This is a genomic window from Butyrivibrio sp. YAB3001 (genome assembly GCF_900112195.1).
In the GTDB taxonomy this organism is placed as follows: Bacteria; Bacillota; Clostridia; order Lachnospirales; family Lachnospiraceae; genus Butyrivibrio.
Genome location: NZ_FOKR01000007.1, coordinates 168,855 through 187,687 on the forward strand (window position 1 = coordinate 168,855; position 18,833 = coordinate 187,687).

The 18,833-nt window shown below is 40.0% G+C and carries 17 protein-coding genes; 2 read left to right on the forward strand and 15 right to left on the reverse strand.

Annotated features, from left to right (window positions below; genetic code table 11):
• Window positions 1–159: 159 nt before the first annotated feature.
• Window positions 160–1,368, forward strand: coding sequence for an EAL domain-containing protein (locus BM086_RS09835; RefSeq protein WP_092325848.1), 1,209 nt, complete (start codon window positions 160–162; stop codon window positions 1,366–1,368).
• An 88-nt stretch (window positions 1,369–1,456) separates the two neighbouring features.
• On the opposite strand, the gene BM086_RS09840 is transcribed toward BM086_RS09835, so the two are convergent.
• The 15 genes from BM086_RS09840 to bglB all read right to left on the reverse strand — a co-directional run bounded on the left by BM086_RS09840 (window position 1,457) and on the right by bglB (window position 17,871).
• Complete coding sequence (locus BM086_RS09840; protein ID WP_092325849.1) at window positions 1,457–2,554, reverse strand: alpha/beta fold hydrolase; 1,098 nt, start codon at window positions 2,552–2,554, stop codon at window positions 1,457–1,459.
• Window positions 2,555–2,586: 32 nt separating this feature from the next.
• Window positions 2,587–2,928, reverse strand: a complete 342-nt coding sequence (locus BM086_RS21750; RefSeq protein WP_330391578.1) for an ATP-binding protein — start codon at window positions 2,926–2,928, stop codon at window positions 2,587–2,589.
• 191 nt (window positions 2,929–3,119) lie between these two features.
• Window positions 3,120–3,320 (reverse strand): hypothetical protein, encoded by a 201-nt coding sequence (locus tag BM086_RS09850; protein WP_092325851.1) that lies wholly within the window; start codon window positions 3,318–3,320, stop codon window positions 3,120–3,122.
• Window positions 3,321–3,367: 47 nt separating this feature from the next.
• A complete protein-coding gene (locus tag BM086_RS09855; RefSeq protein WP_092325852.1) occupies window positions 3,368–3,592 on the reverse strand; it encodes a hypothetical protein in 225 nt (74 codons plus the stop codon).
• A 111-nt stretch (window positions 3,593–3,703) separates the two neighbouring features.
• On the reverse strand, window positions 3,704–5,299 hold the full coding sequence (locus BM086_RS09860; RefSeq protein ID WP_092325853.1) for a glycoside hydrolase family 9 protein: 1,596 nt from the start codon (window positions 5,297–5,299) through the stop codon (window positions 3,704–3,706).
• Window positions 5,300–5,438: 139 nt separating this feature from the next.
• Complete coding sequence (gene nagB / locus BM086_RS09865; RefSeq protein ID WP_092325854.1) at window positions 5,439–6,173, reverse strand: glucosamine-6-phosphate deaminase; 735 nt, start codon at window positions 6,171–6,173, stop codon at window positions 5,439–5,441.
• A gap of 93 nt (window positions 6,174–6,266) precedes the next feature.
• The gene (locus tag BM086_RS09870) at window positions 6,267–7,268 is read right to left on the reverse strand and encodes an ABC transporter ATP-binding protein (RefSeq protein ID WP_092325855.1); all 1,002 of its coding nucleotides are present in this window, start codon (window positions 7,266–7,268) and stop codon (window positions 6,267–6,269) included.
• Window positions 7,255–8,352, reverse strand: coding sequence for an ABC transporter ATP-binding protein (locus BM086_RS09875; protein ID WP_092325856.1), 1,098 nt, complete (start codon window positions 8,350–8,352; stop codon window positions 7,255–7,257). Before BM086_RS09875 ends, BM086_RS09870 begins: the two co-directional genes overlap by 14 nt.
• Window positions 8,353–8,385: 33 nt before the next feature.
• Complete coding sequence (locus tag BM086_RS09880; RefSeq protein ID WP_092325857.1) at window positions 8,386–9,501, reverse strand: ABC transporter permease; 1,116 nt, start codon at window positions 9,499–9,501, stop codon at window positions 8,386–8,388.
• Entirely contained in the window at window positions 9,501–10,589 is a 1,089-nt protein-coding gene (locus BM086_RS09885) for an ABC transporter permease (RefSeq protein ID WP_242952164.1), read from the reverse strand. Before BM086_RS09885 ends, BM086_RS09880 begins: the two co-directional genes overlap by 1 nt.
• Before the next feature lie 113 nt (window positions 10,590–10,702).
• Entirely contained in the window at window positions 10,703–12,790 is a 2,088-nt protein-coding gene (locus BM086_RS09890) for an ABC transporter substrate-binding protein (protein ID WP_175560201.1), read from the reverse strand.
• Between the two features lie 126 nt (window positions 12,791–12,916).
• On the reverse strand, window positions 12,917–14,071 hold the full coding sequence (locus BM086_RS09895) for an iron-containing alcohol dehydrogenase (protein ID WP_092325859.1): 1,155 nt from the start codon (window positions 14,069–14,071) through the stop codon (window positions 12,917–12,919).
• Between the two features lie 27 nt (window positions 14,072–14,098).
• The gene (locus tag BM086_RS09900; RefSeq protein ID WP_092325860.1) at window positions 14,099–15,763 is read right to left on the reverse strand and encodes a hypothetical protein; all 1,665 of its coding nucleotides are present in this window, start codon (window positions 15,761–15,763) and stop codon (window positions 14,099–14,101) included.
• A gap of 17 nt (window positions 15,764–15,780) precedes the next feature.
• Window positions 15,781–16,752, reverse strand: coding sequence for an ROK family protein (locus tag BM086_RS09905; RefSeq protein WP_092325861.1), 972 nt, complete (start codon window positions 16,750–16,752; stop codon window positions 15,781–15,783).
• A 21-nt stretch (window positions 16,753–16,773) separates the two neighbouring features.
• Complete coding sequence (gene bglB, locus BM086_RS09910; RefSeq protein WP_092325862.1) at window positions 16,774–17,871, reverse strand: beta-galactosidase BglB; 1,098 nt, start codon at window positions 17,869–17,871, stop codon at window positions 16,774–16,776.
• Between the two features lie 149 nt (window positions 17,872–18,020).
• Between bglB and BM086_RS09915 the strand changes: the two genes are divergently transcribed.
• The gene (locus BM086_RS09915) at window positions 18,021–18,809 is read left to right on the forward strand and encodes an AraC family transcriptional regulator (RefSeq protein ID WP_092325863.1); all 789 of its coding nucleotides are present in this window, start codon (window positions 18,021–18,023) and stop codon (window positions 18,807–18,809) included.
• The last annotated feature ends 24 nt before the right edge of the window (window positions 18,810–18,833 follow it).

An 18,833-nucleotide genomic window follows, 5' to 3' on the forward strand; every position in this document is an offset into this window, starting at 1 on the left:
GCAAATGTGCATAAAATCTGACTTATTGTTGAAAATAACAAATTATAAGCCAGTATCCAAAATTTATTAGTGTATTCAGTTCATTGACACTAATAAAACGCAATACTATAATTTGAAAGCTGTTTTTGTGATGTGAAAAACGCTAGATTTGAGGATTTTATGCACGGAAATTTGGTTAACGAAATAGTCTCTGCTATGGAGAGCGGAGAACTGCAGGCGTATTATCAGCCTCAGTACAACATAAAGAAAGGTGTTATTGGAGGCGCAGAAGCCCTGGTTAGATGGGTAAAAGCTGATGGTACTGTTGTTTTACCCAAAGACTTCATTCCATATTTGGAAGCTGAAGGCAAACTCTCAGTAGTAGACTGGTTTATTGCAGAAGAAGCATGTAAAACGATTGTTAGTCTTGGTGATAAGGCAGTAAGGATCAGTGTTAACTTTGGCAGAGAACATGCTCACAATGAACACTTTGTAAAAATGCTGGATGGTCTTGTTAATCACTATGGCATAAACAAGGACTTATTAGGTATAGAAATAACAGAGTCTGATATTGCGACAAGCAGAGATGCTGTCATCAAACTGGTTAACGATGTTAAAGCAGCCGGCTATACTGTATCTATAGATGATTTTGGCTCAGGTATGTCTTCTCTTTCATTTGTAAAAGATGTACCGGCAAGAGTACTTAAGATCGACAGGTCATTTCTTAATGATAATTGCCAGTCGGATAAAGGAAGACAGATGCTCGAATCAGTTTTCTATATGGCTCATAGATTAAGGCTTGTTACTGTAGTCGAGGGTGTAGAAACCAATGAGCAGCTCCAGTTTATAAATACATGTGACTGTGATTATATACAGGGATTTATTTTTTCAAAGCCCGTTCCTAAGAATGATTTTTTGAACATGTGCATGGAAGAAGCACCCGTAGAAGTTGGTGAAATTGATCCATTCGCAAGTCAATCAGTTCTGGGACAGGTCAGGATGCTCATAGATTCTGTATATATGAAGTTCTCTCTTATTAAATTTGTGAACATAAGTAAGAATTCATATACATTCATGAAGCGTGAAAACTTCTTAGATCTTGTCATCCCAGAAACCGGATTATATGATGACTGTCTTGAAAAGGTCGTAAATATGACAGTTCCAGAGTCAAGAGAAGAAGTACAGAATACCTTTAATAGAAAAAGTCTTCTTGAAGCTTATAATCGTGGCGAAAGAAAAGTGATGCGTATTGTAAAGCAGATAGATGAAAATGGTCAATTACATAAGGTTGCCATTGAAGACTTCTTTATAGACAATAATGTAAGTGATGATGTCTTTATAGTCTCATTTTTTCAGACGCTTGATTTTCCAGAGGGCACATACGCATAAGCTGAACGATCGAGTAGGAGGCGGTTCAAATTTCCTCCATGTGATAGTATATCACATCAAAGGAGTATCAACTTTCCACCGCAATCCATTACTCTTCTATTGAATCCAGAAACTCCTTTACATCCGCATCAAATTCCTCTGGACTAGCAAAATGAACATCGTGACCACATTTATCAATTACATACATTTTTTTCTGTGGAGCTGTAATTGCTTCATAGTATTCTGCAGTCTTGTCAGTTGGGCAAACCCAATCATCCGCGCCTGAAACAAAACAAACTGGCACTTCATAATCTAATGAATCATCATATACGCTAAATGTCATTATTGTGTCATATAAAGGTTTGTTTAGCTCTACGAAGCTATCAACATCTCCTAGTTGCTTTGAAAACCACTTCAAATCGTCAATGTTTGTATATGGCGAAAACCATGCTAGTCCTACTTGTCCTGACTCATTTTCTACAGGATGATATTTAGAAGTATATCCTCTCAACGCAATTAATGTTGGAATACCAGGGTTATCGCAGAAGTCCTTGAAAGCATTGTCCATCTCAGTTGTGTCATCTCCTACCAACTGAGCCCTAGCAATAGCATCATGATAGCTATATATATCAGCATCCTCTATCGATACAAGCTGACCTATGCCAATATAAGCCTGCACCTTTTTGGGGTGTTGCTTTACATAAGTACTTCCTAAAGTTGTGCCATAGGAATGTCCCATGATTATTACTTTATCCTGGCCAAATCTATCACATGCATAATTGACGAGTTCATCCAAATCATCTAACGCTTGATTAAAGGACACTGTTTCGTTATTTGGATCTTCTTTTATGTTTTTATAATAGGTCCTTCCACAACCGCGCTGATCCCAACCGATAAATGTATATTCATCAGTAAGATAATCAGAAAAACAATAAGTCATGAAAGTATCTGGTCCAGCTGGTCCGCCGTGTAAATAAATAATTACAGGATTAGTCGCATCCTGACCCATCATCATTACATATTGTTCCTGCCCATTAATATCAATATAGGTAGTCTCATTAACACCATTCTTGTATAAGATTTTGTGATTGATATAGTTTAAACCTCTAAATACCACTGTAGCTAGAAGACACAGGACAATTAGCACTGCAATAATTATTCCTATTACTTTAGCTATTTTTAATGATATATTTCTCTTTGTTTTCATACTACTCCTTAGCTTCTACTGACCATAAAGCTTTAAAAATCTACTTCTATAATAAGCTTGCCATCTTCATAATCAGCTTTGACACTACAGTTCATTCGTTCAGCAAATATTTTGACGATGGATAGTCCCAGTCCAGTCGAACTGCTAAGAGCATTTTCAACAGTAAAAAACCTGTCAAACAGCTTGTTCACATCTACAGTTGATAGATTTGCCGAAGAATTACTAAACATGAGTCTGGCATCATCAGTAAGATTTATTTTAAGGTCTCCATAACATGCTTTATGGCGGTGGGAAAATGCAGGACAAAAGAGACACCCATCAGCTACGGTGAAGCTTAAGCCACCTTTACTGTGAGTGCCTCGAATAATTGACAGTTACGTTTTATCCCAGATGAAGCTCATGCCACCAGGACTACTTAACTATGCCCCTCATAAGAAACCGCATCCCTTCCGGTAAAGCATCGCTACCCTTGGTGCTTTGTCGTTCCTTATCATGTTTATATGTTATCAGATGATATATCACACTACTGTCACACATAAAAAGTGCAGTTGCACATTTGAATCACTTATTCCTCAGCATTTTCTGCTTCGTTTTTCTTACTTCCCATAAGCTTGAATGTCAAATATAAAGTAACAAAAAACAAGCAGAAACCAAATCCCTGTATTAATCCTTTGAAATATCCGGGCATATCGAAAACGCCAGCAGCTATAATCAACAAAATTCCTATACCATTTGCATATCCATACTTATTATTTAAAAAGTTCATATTTTTTCATCCTCCAAAGTTTATTCTTATTTTTTATGTCTGTTTTATTACTTAACTAAGAGCATTAGAGCTAGTCCTATACCACCACATACTACAGCAGCAATAACAGCTGATATTACAGTAGATAAGACTTTCTGGTAAGGTCTTTTTGCCTCTTCCCTTATCTGATCTATTTCAGAAAGAGTTTCTCCTTTTGTGAAGGCTATAATCTCCTTGTATGTCTGGACATTATATTCCTTCTTATATTTCTCGATTCTTGTGGCAAAATACATTGTGCAAGCAAACAACACCACAAATGGGATAAAAAAGGCAGGTACTTACTGCAAATAAGCACCATGCCTTCATGATATCATAGCTACAATGGCTATTCTACTGCTTTTCATTTATTTCAAAGATTCAATATATCCCAGCATGAATACAAGCGGTGAATTCCAATAAATGGTTATCTCATTTGTTGAATATGAACGCATATCATCAGCATATCGTCTCATGGCAGGCTTATCTGACATATTGTCGAGATTTGCAGCCTCGTCACAAGGTCTGAAATTCGGTCCGCCAGAAACAAAGCCCGGAATAGCCTCATCAATGCCATCTGCCTCTGTAGGACGCAGATGTGGATGCTTAAATGCTCTTTCTCCAATGCCGGTTACATAGCTTAAATCCATTGCATTTCTGCCAAAGATATAATCAAGCTGATATTCCGCAGCCTTTAAATATGACTCATCACCAGTAAGGAAATGCGCAACTGCTAAAATCATGGAGTTTGTAAGAACAACCATGTTACTTCCCCATGTAAACTCAATAGTACGAAGTGTAATGCCAAATGCATTGTTCTCTGCTACAGCCTTTAATCTGTCTGCTTCATCCATCCATTTGAGTTTCATTCTGTTATAAAGATCAGTTCCAAAGAGATCTTCTCCACCGTTAATTACAGCCAGCGTTCCAAAGCCTCCCACATCAGCCCATCCAAGGCTAAACAACGGAATGCGAAGCTCCATGGTGCACATGATCACTTTCTTTGCTTCTTCGCTTCTATCGAGACGATACATCTCTGTAGCAGCCCAAAATCTCTCGTCTGCATCGCAAAGATCTTCATAAGTTCCTGTAGTAACTTCCTTTGGATTTTCAAAAACAAAAGAAGGATTCTTTATAAGCCATTCCCAGGCTTTTCTGGCTGCATCTGCCAAAGTTTTACCATATTCTGCATCAAAAGCGCCATAAATACGGCTTGCCTGCGCCATTATTGCTGCAAAATCTGCTGTAGCAAGACTTGATACCGGAGTGATTACCATATCAAGGTCATCATCCTCTGGCATAATAAATCCGCAGAATCCTGCAGAGGTACATTTATGATGCACTCCTCCGTCCTCGTCCTGCATATCCAATATCCAATCAAGCTCATACTTACATTCAGCTAAAATATCAGGATATATCCCACCACTCTCAGGAATATTCAGGTCCTTATCAAATGCATAGGGAAACATTTCATAGCCATAAAAAATATGTGCAAGCGCAACAGCAGCTGCTGTCACATATCTTCCATAATCACCAGCATCGTGCCATCCGCCAAGCATCTTGCGGCGGATTGACTTATTTTCAAGCATATAACCGCCCTTACAGTGACAAGCTTTTCTGGCAAATTTGCCGGCATATTTTTCTTCAAGTTCCATTCCGCAACGCTGAAAATAGAACATCTTCATGACATCCTTAAAAGCCTTGTCATAGTGATCCTCAGCTATAACAAATTCAGCGCTCTTTTCGCCATTTCCATCAGTAAAGTAGTATTTTCCCTCTTCCTTTATCTCGGAAAAATCTACCACAGCCGCATTTTCGCCACTGTTCTCATCAAATTGAAGCTTGCACTCACCCTTTAATACTTCGCGGCCATCCTGCGCATGAAGAATAAAGCTTTCAGTACCTGCAATTGTCGCCCGCTTAGTTCCTTCTTTCGAATAGCCTGCCTGATTTACGTATATCATATGCCCTCCTGATTGGTTTTCATTTAATCTAATGATATATTACGCAAAAACATTTAACAACCGTTCTTTACATCGAAAATATAATTGTTTTTGCAGTTTCCGGATAGCATAAAAGCGCACTATTACATGCGCTTTCATTTTATATCTCATTCATTCTTGATAATGCAGCCTCATCTGCCACAATTGTGACATCGGGATGAAGCTGTAAGATAGATGCGGGAACTTCAGGCGTGATATCCCCCTTAAATGCTCTTGCAAGAATATCCGCCTTTCCTTCACCGTTTACAAGCATTATTATTTTTCGGGCTTTCATGATTGTTCCGATTCCCATCGTTATGGCGCTTGTTGGCACCATAGAGACATCCTCAAAAAACCTCTTATTTGCCTCTATCGTGCTCTTAGTAAGTTCAACCACATGTGTACGCTTAACAAAGCTTTTACCGGGCTCATTAAAGCCTATATGGCCATTTTGGCCAATTCCCAGAACCTGTATGTCGATTCCTCCCAGATTTTCTATTTTTTTCTCATAATCATCGCACTCAGCCTCAGCATCTTTGCAGACACCATCAGGTATATATGTATTGTTTTTATCAATATTGATTCTGGAAAAAAGACATGTATCCATAAAATAGTGATAGCTCTGATCATTATCTTCGGAAAGCCCCACATACTCATCCAGATTCACGGTCTTAACCTTTGAAAAATCCAGATAACCTTCTTCATACCACTTGATTAGATGCTCATATGTACTTACAGGCGATGATCCCGTCGCAAGTCCAAGCACACAATCAGGCTTTAGGACAACTTCAGCTGCAATTATCTTTGCAGCTATGCGCCCCATATCCTCATAATCACTTGCTTTGTATATGTTCATTTTATGCCCCTTATAATTATTCACGATAGTAAATAAGCGCAAACAGCTTTTTACGCCATTTACGCCTATACTATGTCTGCATTTATTAATTTATCATTTTGCCATATCAAATCCGCGAAGTTCAAGCTCATCAGCGTGTATGCAGGCTGCAAAATGTCCCTGGCCGTATTCCTTGTATTCAGGTGTAATCTCTTTACATTTTTCTGTACAATACTTACATCTTGTATGGAAAAAGCATCCACTTGGTGGATTAGCAGGGTTAGGAATCTCGCCCTTAAGAGGAATTCTTTCCTGCTGATAGTTCGGATCAGCCACAGGAACTGCTGATAAAAGAGCCTCTGTATATGGGTGCTTTGGATGAGAAAAAATTTCCTCAGTAGTTCCATATTCAACCATCTTTCCAAGGTACATAACACCAACTCTGTCAGAAATATGCTCAACAACAGAAAGATCGTGAGAAATGAATATGTAAGTAAGCTTCATTTCCTTCTGAAGGTCTTTTAACAGATTGATGACCTGAGCCTGAATAGAAACATCCAGCGCAGAAACTGCCTCGTCACACACAATGATATTCGGATGAAGAATAAGCGCTCTGGCAATTCCGATTCTCTGTCTCTGACCACCGGAAAAAGCATGAGGATAGCGCATAAGATAAGCCGGATTAAGTCCTACCTTCTCAGCCATATCTTTTGCCTTCTGGTCCATCTCAGCCTTAGGCATCTTTGGATAATTTGCCTTTAATGGCTCCTTGATGATGTCAAGAACAGTCATTCTTGGGTCAAGCGATGAATATGGATCCTGGAAGATCATCTGAATTTCCTTGCGGATCTCCTTCATCTTCTTTTTATCTATCTTGAGGAAGTCAACCTCCTCGCCTGCCTCTGTTCGATAAAAAACAGACCCTTCAGAGGCTTCATATGCCCTGACAATGCAGCGTCCAAGAGTGGTCTTACCACATCCTGACTCTCCTACAATACCTATAGTCTCACCTTTTCTGGCATCAAAAGAAACATCTGTAACTGCCTTTACTGTCACATTTTTGGAGGTAAATCGCTTATGCACATTTTTTACTTCAAGAATATTATCTTTTTCCACGCTTTTTTCCTCCTTCCTCTTCTGTTCCTGCCTTTGCTTCTCTTTCTTTTATCCTGGCTTCAGCTTCTTTCCTGTGTGCAAGACATGCCGGATTATTGCAGTTAAAGCATGCTATCTTATGGCCGGGTTCAATCTCTACAAGCTCCGGTTCAGCCTTATCGCAAAGTCCCTCAATTCTGCAATCACATCTGTCATAGAATCCGCACTGCTCAGGAAGATTCATTGCAAGCGGAACTGTTCCTTCGATTGAAAACAGTCTTTCATCCTTCTTGCCTCCAATCTTATGAACAGAACCCATAAGTCCACGGGTATAAGGATGCTGAGGATTGGAATAAATTGTCTTGGAATCACCTGTCTCAACAACTTTTCCAAGATACATAACAGCAACTCTGTCGCACATTTTGGCTACTACACCAAGGTCATGTGTAATAAAAAGAATTGCCATATTAAACTCTTTTTGAAGCTCTTTCATAAGCTCAAGGATCTGAGCCTGAATTGTAACGTCAAGAGCTGTAGTTGGCTCATCCGCAATAAGCAACTTAGGATTGCAGACAAGCGCCATTGCAATCAGCGCTCTCTGAAGCATACCGCCTGAAAACTCATGAGGATACTGATTGTATCTCTTCTCAACGTTAGCAATACCTACTTTTCTCATAACTTCAAGAGAAATCTCTTTAGCTTTCTTCTTGTCTTTTGTTATATGCAAAAGTGTAGCTTCATTGATCTGATTTCCGATTGTATACATGGGCGAAAACGCAACCATCGGCTCCTGGAATATCATTGATATCTGCTTACCGCGGATATTTCGTATTTCTTTTCCCTTAGGATCCATCTTAAGAAGGTCTACTTCAGTGCCATCTTCATTTCTAAAAAGAATCTCTCCGTGAGGAATGCACTTCTTATCATTGATGGCAAGAATTGACTTACAGGTAATAGATTTTCCGCAGCCGGATTCTCCAACAAGTCCAAGAGTTTCGCCTTTTTTTATCTCAAAATTAACGCCTCTTACAGGTGTAAGAGTTCCCTCCATCATCTTTATATCCACATGAAGGTCTTTTACTTCAATAATATTATCTTTTTCCATGGTAATCTCCTGATTATGTAATAACACTCCTAATCACTTGTAAGGATCTGCTGCATCACGCATACCATCGCCAAGGAAGTTAAACGCAAGTACTGTAATTGTTACAAAAATGATCGGTATCAGCTTATGAGGATTCAAAGCCACATCAGTAACAGAACTTGCTTCCTGTAAAAGAACTCCCCAACTGGTTGCAGGTGACTTAATACCAAGTCCAAGATATGACATTGATGTCTCACCAACGATAGATCCCGGAATTCCCAGTGTAAGAGATACAATCAGGTAACTCATAAATCCGGGAACAAGATGCTTCCAGATGATCTTCCATGTAGAAACACCGGCAAGTCTTGCTGCCATTACGTAATCTTCATTTTTAAGTGAAAGGAACTTACCTCTTACTATACGAGCCATTCCGGTCCAGTTGATGAACGACAGAATAATTGTCATGTAAAAGTACATCTTTACTGTTGAGATTCCTGCCGGAATTGCTGCTGAAAGAGCCATCCAGAGAGGAATCTGCGGAACAGCGCCGATAACCTCGATGATACGCTGAATAACAATGTCAAGCACTCCTCCGAAGTAACCGGATATTGATCCAATTGCTACTCCCAGGAAGAAGCTGATTATCGCGCTTGCAAACGGTATAGAGAGGGAAATTCTCGCTCCTAGAAGCACTCTGGAAAAGATATCTCTTCCAAGAGAATCTGCGCCAAACAAGAATATCTTTGCCCCTGTACCGCCTTTAGAACCTGTTCCTACACCAAACAGATGCAGATCACATGGCACCAGCCCTAATATCTTATACTCTGTTCCATGTACAAACCACTCAATCTTATAGTATTCAGAAAGATCAGGCTCAAGCTTAACTTCAAAGGTCTTTTTATCAATAGTTTTGGCAAGCTTATAGACATGAGGTCCAACATGCTGATCTTCATATATTGTGTAGATCTGTGTTGGTGCTGAATTACGATAAAGTCCATCAAACTCGTCAAGTCCGTATGGAGCAAGGAAATCTGCAAATAAAGCTGAAATATAAAGTACAGCAAGAATAATAAATGAAAGCTGCGCAAGCTTGTGCTTCTTTAGCTTTCTGGCCATCAGTGTCCACTGAGAGGCAAGATAATAATCTTCTTTAGTTTTCTTTTTAGCCATTATCTGCCACCTCCTGAGTAACGAATTCTTGGATCAAGGAATGCAAGCGCTATATCAGATAAAAGAACTCCGATTACAACAAGCACTGCCTGAATCATAACGATTGCGCCTGCAAGATACATGTCCTGAGACTGAAGGGCTTTATAAAGCACAGGTCCCTGGATCTGCATATTTAAAACAAGCGCTGTAACAGTTGATCCGGAGAAAAGACTTGAAAGGACTCCGCCAAGTCCGGATACTGTAGGGTTTATAGCTGCTCTGAAGCAATACTTCATAATGATCTTTCCCTCAGAAACGCCCTTAGCTCTCGCTGTAAGAGTGTACTGCTGGGCAACTTCATCGAGCATCTGTGCTCTTACTGAACGAATGATTCCACATGTACCACTGGTTCCTATAACTATGATAGGAATAATCATTCTCTTTAAGAAATCACCAAAATTGTATAAATGAATGCCGTTTTTTAGCATCTCCTGAGTAAAAAGACCTACGTTGGCATTGCCGGTCCATTTGTATGAGAGATACATCAGCACAATTGCCAGAATAAAGTTTGGAATCGCTGTACCAAGGAAACCAATTATCGCAGAGATATAATCTCCAACAGAATACTGATGGGTACTTGCATATACTGCAATAGGTATTGATACAAGATATTGGAATAACATGATTATCGCTGTTACGCCAATTGTAAGTCCGAGCCTGTCATTAACAACGCTCCATACATCACGCCCATAGGCAAAAGAATATTTCCAGTTGTGATGTGAATGATAAAGTCTGTAATAAGCAGAATCCGTAGGAGTCCAGATGATATCCTTAACCCATTTGACATACTGTTGCCAGATAGGGAGATCAAGTCCATAATCTGCACGCATTGATGCTGCATAATCCGCATCTACAAGTTCTCCTTCGGTTGCCAGTGCCGCAATATGAGCGGAAACATAGTCTCCGGGAGGAAGCTGTATAACGAAGAAAACAAGTATTGAAATTAAAAGCAATGTGGGAATGAACATCAAAAGACGTTTTACTATGTACTGAACCAGATCTTTTCTAAAGAACTCTCTTAGTCCATCCGCAAAGCTGTTTTTGCTCATTTTTTCCTCCATATTTATGTAACCCTTTCCCTTTTTATACGAAAAAACGGAGACGTGGAAACCCCCACACGTCTCCGTAAATAAATAATCTTAAATACTAAAGATTTAATACCTTATTCAGCCTTGAAAAGAACCTCATAGTGAGTCATGTTAGCATACTGATAGCAGTCTGCTGTTACAAGGTTGTCCGCATAGTTCTTAACCTTTGAATTGATAAGTTCATAGAAGCCCTCTGACTTAAGATATGCGATGGACCAGAGATTTTCTTTATGAATCTTATAAATCTCAGCCTGATATTCTTCTCTCTCTCCGTCATCGGATGTCAGACGCCACTTGTCATACAGTTCAACCAGCTTAGCCATATCGCCTGTAGGCTCAACACCCTGAGCGCCCTTAGTTGCGTAGAATGTACCATATTCTCCATACCACTCAGCAGCCTGTGCGATAGGTACGAATGGAGCTGCTCTGTCCTTAAGTGATGCTCCGCCGATTTCTGTGTGAGGCCCCATTACTGCAACCCAGTCATTGTTATCGATTGTCTCATCAAAAGCTGATACTTCAAGGTTCTTAAGCGCGCAATTGATGCCAACTGCCTTATAATACTGTTCAAAAACAGGATATGATTCATCAGCTGTTCCGTCATAAGCAAGGAATGTAAGCATGAGATCTGAACCATCTGCGAAATGATAGAAACCATCTGCTCCCATTTCAAGTCCGCAACCTTCAAGAAGGCTCTTTGCCTTTTCAACATCGTACTCTGTCCACTTGCTCTGCCACTCAGCATCGTAACCAACGTTTCCTTCCTGTGGTCCGCACTGTCCCGGCTCAAGGAATCCGTCTGTAAGAAGCTCTGAAACCTGTTTTCTGTCTACACAGATTGACATTGCCTCACGGAAATCCTTATTTGCAAAAAGATCTGCATAATTCTTGTCAGTATTTGTATAGTTGAATGTGATCTGGTAGCTACCCCAGCCTGTTGTTCCCCATTCACGAAGTTCTGCAGCATCGCCAAGATCTGACAATGTAGCAGCGATGTCTTTCATAGCAATTGTTATGATATCAATCTCGCCTGAACGGAACATAAGAAGATCCTGTCCATCCTCAGATGTCTGATTGAAATGAAGCGCATCAACATATGGGAGCTGATTCCCTGCTGCATCGACTTTCCAGAAGTATGGGTTACGGTCCATGATGCAAAGTGTGTCATCCTTGGAGCTGTTTCCGGGTACTGTTGAAAGTACGAAAGAGTTAAGTGTAGGAACTCCTGATACATTCCAGAAGTTGTATGATACTGCTTTTCCAAGGTCCTTAACAGTTGCTGCGTCAATGTTCTTCTTCTGAGCATTTGCAAGAACATCTTCCTCAGAAAGACCTGTGCTCTGCCAGTATTCATTCTCTACATATGGATAATCTTCTGAATCCGGAATAAGATCACTTAAATAATGAGCAGGCGCCCAACACCACTTAAAATCACCATTTTCAATGAAATCTGCCGGATACTTAGGATTAACGAATGTCCATGTTACTGTGTAATCGTCAACTTTCTTAAGAGTTGCCCATGCATCTTCGCCGTTTACGTCTTCCTTAAGTGCTACCCAGCTCTTTTTGCTGTCAAAGTTTGTAAGGTGGCACATGTAATACCAGAATGTAATGTCATCAGCTGTGAATGGTTCTCCGTCTGACCACTTCATACCTTCTCTGAGTTTGAAGGTCCAGACTGTGTAATCATCATTATGTTCAAATGACTTGATTACGTTTGGATAATATGAACCATCTGTATTGTAACGGATAATTGACTCCAAACTTGGTCTTGAAAGTCCCCAGCTTCCGCCTGCGCCGCCAAGATTGATAACCCCACCATAGTTGCCAATCTCAAGCTTTCCGCCTGTGGCATCTACTGTTTCAACAAATACATTATCAGAATTTGGAATTCTCTCATCTACTGAAGGAAGTTTTCCTGCTGCAACCTGATCTGCAAGCATAGGAGCTTCTGCAAAACCTTCTACCTTGACCTCTTCAGTTGAAGAAGCAATATCTGTAGTAGTTTCCTTTTCAGTAGTTGTTTCCTGAGTTTCTGTAGTCTCGGCAGAATCTGTTGTCTGGCTTGGTGTAGCTGCTCCGCCACAGCCTGCAAGCACTGACATTGAAGTAGCAGCTGCCAGAGCTAATGAAACTGCTTTTGAATTCAATTTCTTTCTCATAATTCCTCCTTTTTGCATTTCGCTATACCTTACGATAGAAATATTCTATCAGACCTTTTATCCTCTAAATAGCTTATTTTTTTGCTATTTTGATAAAAAGATTGCATTTTTTGTCATTTAAGTCTTTCAGGCATATATTTTCCTGTATAAATCCTTCAAAACCTCTTCATCTACCTCTCTTCTGGTATTTGAAGCACATCCGCTTTCCATTGCATCTTTTGTCATTTTATCTATCTGCGCAAAAAAAGCTTCTCTCGAAATCCCATAACCTTTAAATGTTGGCATATGACAAATATCGCATATTTTTTTTATCTCAAGTAAAAAGAACTCTGCCGCCCTGTCCTCGGAATCATTATCTATAGCCGCGCCTATAACCCTCGCCATTTCTGCAAATCTGCTCCTTGCGCCCTCCTTGGCATACTCAAGGCAGCCACTAAGGATCATTGCATTTGCAATCCCATAGGGAACATGAAAACGCGCGCCAATTGCACAAGTCATAGCGTGAACCAACGTTGCGCTTGAATTGTTAAATGCCATCCCTGCTTCGAGCGCCGCTATAGACAATTCACGCCTTGCAACATCATTGCCACTGTCGCGATACGCAAGCGGCAGATAGTTATAAATTCGCTTTATCGCCGATAAAGCCAACGTATCTGTCAATGGCTGCGCCTTTTGGGAAGTATATGCCTCTATCGCATGTGCAAGAGCACTGATACCTGTTGACGCTGTCATTTTGGGTGATAGCGTTTCCGTAAGATCAGGATCAATTATTACAATGTCCGGCATCAGTTCTTTTCCCTTAAAAAGCGCCTTAACACCTGAAGCAGTGTCGGTTATTATTGCATACTGCGATGCTTCTGAACCTGTCCCTGCTGTTGTGGGAATTGCTATCATCTTCGCATTTATCCCAGAGATTTCTTTTCCCCTTTGATCAGATAACTTCCCGCCAATGGCGTCCATAACTGCTACCGCTTTCATAATGTCCAGCGCGCTTCCACCGCCAATACCTATAAAAAAATCGCATTTTTCCTTTTTATATATGGAAAAAGCCTCTTCAACCATCAAATCTGTAGGTTCTTCAAGAAAATTATCAAAGATTGCAAATTTTATCTTTTTAGAAGAAAGAATGTCCCCAATAATTTTTACTTTCCCAAGCCTTACGGCAATCTGGTCGCACACAATAAGCGCTTTTTTCCCAATATCATCTATGCAATTATTAAGTTCTTTTAAGCTTCTGCTCCCGGTAATAATCCTGCCGGGTACAATAAACTCATTTGCCATAATCACCAAACCCCTGAACAATTTTCCTTATACCTGACTTCTCATGTTTCTGATAGAAATCGTATGGTCAAAACCTGTATAATCAGTAAAATAAACTGTTGATGAACCTGCATTTGTAAGCTCTGAATCCTCTTTTCCCTCCATAAATCTGTGAGTTCCAAAGCCCGGACCTACGATCAAAGTATCCTTATTATTGGATAGTGAAACATAATCATCTTTAGCTATGATAGTCTCATTCCCCCTAAGAGACGTTGCCATGTGACCATTTTCCATGAAGTCAGCGCCGGTTACAGACATTTCGATTCTCCACGGTGCGCCCTCGACACCACTTGTCTTAACCCTGACATCAATACCGTCTTTTTCCGGACTTTCAGAAACCCAGACATCTATATCCATGTCAGGTCCCATCTTTTTATCCCTTGCAGCATTATCCATCTGCCACCAGTCGCTTGTTGCGGGCATCTTTTCTTCGCTCCATGGCAGGTAATACCATCCATGCATGGTCTGGTGTAAATGGAGGCCATCCGGTGTTTCTTCCATGGTCTCTCCCTTAAATGCCCTGTGCTCGCAAAAGCTTCCTGCAACCTTCATCTCAAGTTTTATCGAACCATTGTGAAAATACAGGAAATTAGACTTTCCATTCATGACAGTATAGGTATATCTTCCTGTCTTATTCCTTGAAATACCTGAGTTTTGGTAAAAGACATGGTAATCGGGATTTTTGTATAATCCATCATGCTCTATATTTTTCCACTCGGGATACCACATAAAATAGATAAGACAATCCGGGCCATGAAGGTTCTTTTTCTGGCAGATATCTATGATTGTGTTGCACATCTCATAAAATTCCATGATTCCGTGACGCTGCGCCATAAGCATATATTCCGTATAATAATCTGTCGGATACATGAGCCTGTCCTTGTCAAAACGGGTTGAATTGGCAGTAAACACTGAACCGTCAGGCTCCCAGTAATGAAGCATCATTTTAAGATTTCTGATAACATGCTCCTCGTATGATGTATCCCCGGTTGCCTCAGAAAGAGTGATCATCGCATCATTATTTACCCGGTTATAATTTCCCGCAGATTTTTCAGTATATTCACCGTCTTCATTGCAGTCTATGCCTTCAGCAAGGTACCTTTTCGCGCAGGCAGCCATTTTCTCATCTCCGTAAATCTTATAGCACTCCATCAAAGTTGACGCGATTGCCCATCTGTGATTTGGCGTATGAAAACCACCTGTTATTATTCCTTTAGCAGCTTTTTCAATGATTTCGTTGATAATATTGAATATTTTTTCTTCCTTATCAGTCCTCTTTTTGCCTCTGATATCTCTTAGGAAAAAGAAAGTTGGCATAAGCTTTTTGATACAAAAAGCCGTATCGGGCGCAGAGCTGAAATTACAGGTAACATAGTCATATAAACCGCTTTCCAGCTGCATTTTCTTCGCACATCCAAGCCCCAGCATGATTCTCTTATAAAGATCCTCATCTCTGTAAAGTTTGCTATCCTCATTGCAATATAAAGAAATCATTGAAGCAGTACGATAGATTGTATATTTAGCATCCAGAATATGATCGTTATCCAGAAAAGATCCCACATTCTCATTTTTCTCATCCATGATCTGTCTGCACATGGATTCATATACAAGTTCTTCAGTGTCCTTCAATATAAATTCATAATGTTTTTCCATAATATTTTTTCCTCGTCCTACATTTTATCTATAAGCGCAGCGCCGATAATTCCCACATCTCCGGCATCTGCTATGCCTCTTGCGATGGTTATCTTGGTATTTATCCTGCTTGTTCTGGAATAAACGTCGCTAAGCACTTTTTTTCTGACTCTGTCTATAAAAAGATCTGCAGCCCTTGTTATTCCACCGCTAAGAACCAGCACGTCCGGTTGCAGGATATTGATAAGGTTTGTAAGTCCCTCGGCAAGATAATCCGAATATCTGTTAAGCACTTTCTGCGCCGTTTCATCTTTTTTTCTCACTGCAGCAAAAAATCTTTCTCCGTCAAGGTCTTCAACATCCTCAATATCATCCCAAAGTGCTGATTTCTTGCCTTCTTCAGTGATCATTTCTTGTCTTGCCTGTCTTATCAGCGCACTTGCAGAGGCATAATCTTCAAAGCCGCCTTTTCTTCCGCAGATGCTGTCTTTGTCCTCAATATTTATGGACATAAAGCCAAATTCCGCAGCAGCAAAATTGCAGCCTCGTATTAATTTTCCATTGATTATGATTCCGCCACCGACGCCGGTTCCCAACGTAACCATCATAAAATTAGGCGCATCATAACCGCCGGTAATGTATTCACCAATAGCGGCAGCATTTGCATCATTGTCAAAAAATGTCTTTTCCCCAAGTTTTGTTCCCAGCGCCTTCTTAAGCTCAGGTAAAAAAGGCACATCCTCAAAGCCAAGATTATTGGCATACATTATCTTTCCCGTATCAAGCTCCGCAGTCCCGGGAACGCCAACTCCTATTGCCTCAATATCTTCTTCGCTGGCGCCTGCTTTTTTTATGATCTCGCATACTGCGCCTGCAATTTCTTTTATCATTAGTTCAGGCTCTTTTGCCTCGGATGTCTTAATTACGATTTTTTCTGTAATCTTGTAGTCCTCATCCACAAGCCCAATGGCTATATTTGTTCCACCTACATCTATACCTATTCGATACATGTTTCATTCACCGTTTCTAATTTATGCGTTTGCCTTCAATACTTCTAATAAAAACAGCATCGCAAGTGCCTGTCCGTAAGGCATTGGTTTAATTTCAATTCCTTTATAGAAATCTTTGGTCTCTCTACCCATAGGAGTGCCATATGAAACCTGATTGACTGTGCCATCCTTATCTATAAGCTCTAATATCGGCTTCAGAGCCTTTAATCCAACCACTTGATATTTTTTGTCAATGAGACCAAGTCGCACCGCTTTCAATATTCCATAAGCAAATCCACAGGTTGCGCTTGCTTCCAGATAGGACGTTGGATCATCAACCAGTGTGTGCCACATTCCGCCTTCATCCTGATACTTTTCAAGTGCTTTTACCTGCTGAACAAGCGCTTCTGTCAGAAATCTCCTGTCAGCTCCCTTTACATCCGCAATAGCAAGATATTCAGGAACGGCCATGGTAAACCAGCAGTTGCCTCTCCCCCAAAGAGCCTCAGCGAAATTATTCTTATCAAGGAAAGTCCATCCGTGATATAAAAGTCCTGTCTTGTGGTCCACAAGATACTTTATATGCAGCAGGAACTGATATCTTGCTTCTTCCTTGTATTCTTCATTATTTTCAATCTCACCCATCATAGCCAGGAACATAACTGTCATAAACAGCGTATCATCCCATAATTCCTCAGTATTTTCGCTATCTGAGGTTCTATGCTGAAGTCCGCCTTCCTGAGTTCTTGCAAAATCGTGCATTATAGCTTCTGCCCACTCATGACACGTTTTCTTGTACACAGGGTTTTCTTTATCCTTCAAAAGAAATGCCAAAGTCAGCATTGGTGCGCAGGTATTGATATTCTTAGCCGGAAGTCCAAGAGATATTTCCTTGTCATAAAAATCTTTAAGAAAACTAATATATTTCTCATCGCCAAGCTCGTCAGCCAGTTGAAAAAGCCCATAAAGCCCGACTCCCTGAGTCCACTCCCAATGCTGATATCTTGATACATCATCTCCTGCCAGGTTCTTGGTCTTCATATTTTCCAGAAATATTTCGTCATCTTCAAAAAGAAATTTCTGAAAGCTTTCTGCCAGAACCTCCAAAACAGACATGATCTCATTTCTTTCTACTTTCATTTGCTACCTCTTTCTATTTCATATATACTAATTTCATGCTAATAAATGATAATATTTACTACGAAGACAACCATTATATAATCATCAACAACATCCCTAATAACATTTATTACTACATTGACTATGATAAAAGGGATGCTTCCGTGAACATGGAATTCCAGCATTTGCACCCATACTATGAAATGCTGGTTTTGCTTGCGCCCAATGCTTCTCACCTGATAGAGGGTGTTCCCTATAACATCCGAATGGGAGATATAGTCTTGCTGGCGCCTTCAGTCATGCACAAATCCGTATATTACAAGGGCGAACCCAGTAAACGAATAATCATTGACTTTATGTATCCTTTGGATAAACCTGAGACAGAGAGCGCTTACAAGGCAATTCTTGAACCATTTTTTCAAGATGTCCCTATTTTCAGATTTGATTTTCAGGATCAAAAAAGAATATTTGATATCCTCAACAACCTTTTTATTTTTTCAAAAGAACACAAGTATTATGGAAATCCTGCTGATGAATTCTATATTCATACCAAATTTCAGGAACTTCTCTATACTTTTTATGAGTTAAAAGATAAAAATCTTTATAAAAACGAGCAGACTTATAATTCAATTGAGCAAAAAATGTATGAAATATCCTCCTATATACACAACCACTACAATGAGGATATCTCTTTGGATTCTCTCTCTGAACAGTTCTTTATAAGTTCCAGTTACCTTTCCAGAGAATTCAAGCAGATCACCGGTTTTAATCTGTCTAACTACATACAGCTCACAAGAATAAAGAATGCTCAGTACAAACTGGTTTCCAGCAATGAAAAGATATCTGCAATTGCTTCAGACTGCGGTTTTTCATCCTTCTCTCAGTTCAACCGTGTTTTTAACAAACTTACAGGCACTTCGCCGAGAGAATACCGACAGTCTGCAGTAATTGGAACGTAATATCATAAATCTTTTTTCAATAAA

Excerpts from the sequence above, each read along its gene's own strand:
- BM086_RS09915 (WP_092325863.1), top strand. The coding sequence starts at position 18,021 with ATGGAATTCCAGCATTTGCACCCATACTATGAAATGCTGGTTTTGCTT.
- BM086_RS09885 (WP_242952164.1), bottom strand. The coding sequence starts at position 10,589 with ATGAGCAAAAACAGCTTTGCGGATGGACTAAGAGAGTTCTTTAGAAAA.
- BM086_RS09875 (WP_092325856.1), bottom strand. The coding sequence starts at position 8,352 with ATGGAAAAAGATAATATTATTGAAGTAAAAGACCTTCATGTGGATATA.
- BM086_RS09850 (WP_092325851.1), bottom strand. The coding sequence starts at position 3,320 with ATGAACTTTTTAAATAATAAGTATGGATATGCAAATGGTATAGGAATT.
- bglB (WP_092325862.1), bottom strand. The coding sequence starts at position 17,871 with ATGAAAGTAGAAAGAAATGAGATCATGTCTGTTTTGGAGGTTCTGGCA.
- BM086_RS09905 (WP_092325861.1), bottom strand. The coding sequence starts at position 16,752 with ATGTATCGAATAGGTATAGATGTAGGTGGAACAAATATAGCCATTGGG.
- nagB (WP_092325854.1), bottom strand. The coding sequence starts at position 6,173 with ATGAACATATACAAAGCAAGTGATTATGAGGATATGGGGCGCATAGCT.
- BM086_RS09890 (WP_175560201.1), bottom strand. The coding sequence starts at position 12,790 with ATGAGAAAGAAATTGAATTCAAAAGCAGTTTCATTAGCTCTGGCAGCT.
- BM086_RS09860 (WP_092325853.1), bottom strand. The coding sequence starts at position 5,299 with ATGATATACGTAAATCAGGCAGGCTATTCGAAAGAAGGAACTAAGCGG.
- BM086_RS09840 (WP_092325849.1), bottom strand. The coding sequence starts at position 2,554 with ATGAAAACAAAGAGAAATATATCATTAAAAATAGCTAAAGTAATAGGA.
- BM086_RS09895 (WP_092325859.1), bottom strand. The coding sequence starts at position 14,071 with ATGGCAAATGAGTTTATTGTACCCGGCAGGATTATTACCGGGAGCAGA.
- BM086_RS09835 (WP_092325848.1), top strand. The coding sequence starts at position 160 with ATGCACGGAAATTTGGTTAACGAAATAGTCTCTGCTATGGAGAGCGGA.
- BM086_RS09880 (WP_092325857.1), bottom strand. The coding sequence starts at position 9,501 with ATGGCTAAAAAGAAAACTAAAGAAGATTATTATCTTGCCTCTCAGTGG.
- BM086_RS09900 (WP_092325860.1), bottom strand. The coding sequence starts at position 15,763 with ATGGAAAAACATTATGAATTTATATTGAAGGACACTGAAGAACTTGTA.
- BM086_RS09855 (WP_092325852.1), bottom strand. The coding sequence starts at position 3,592 with ATGTATTTTGCCACAAGAATCGAGAAATATAAGAAGGAATATAATGTC.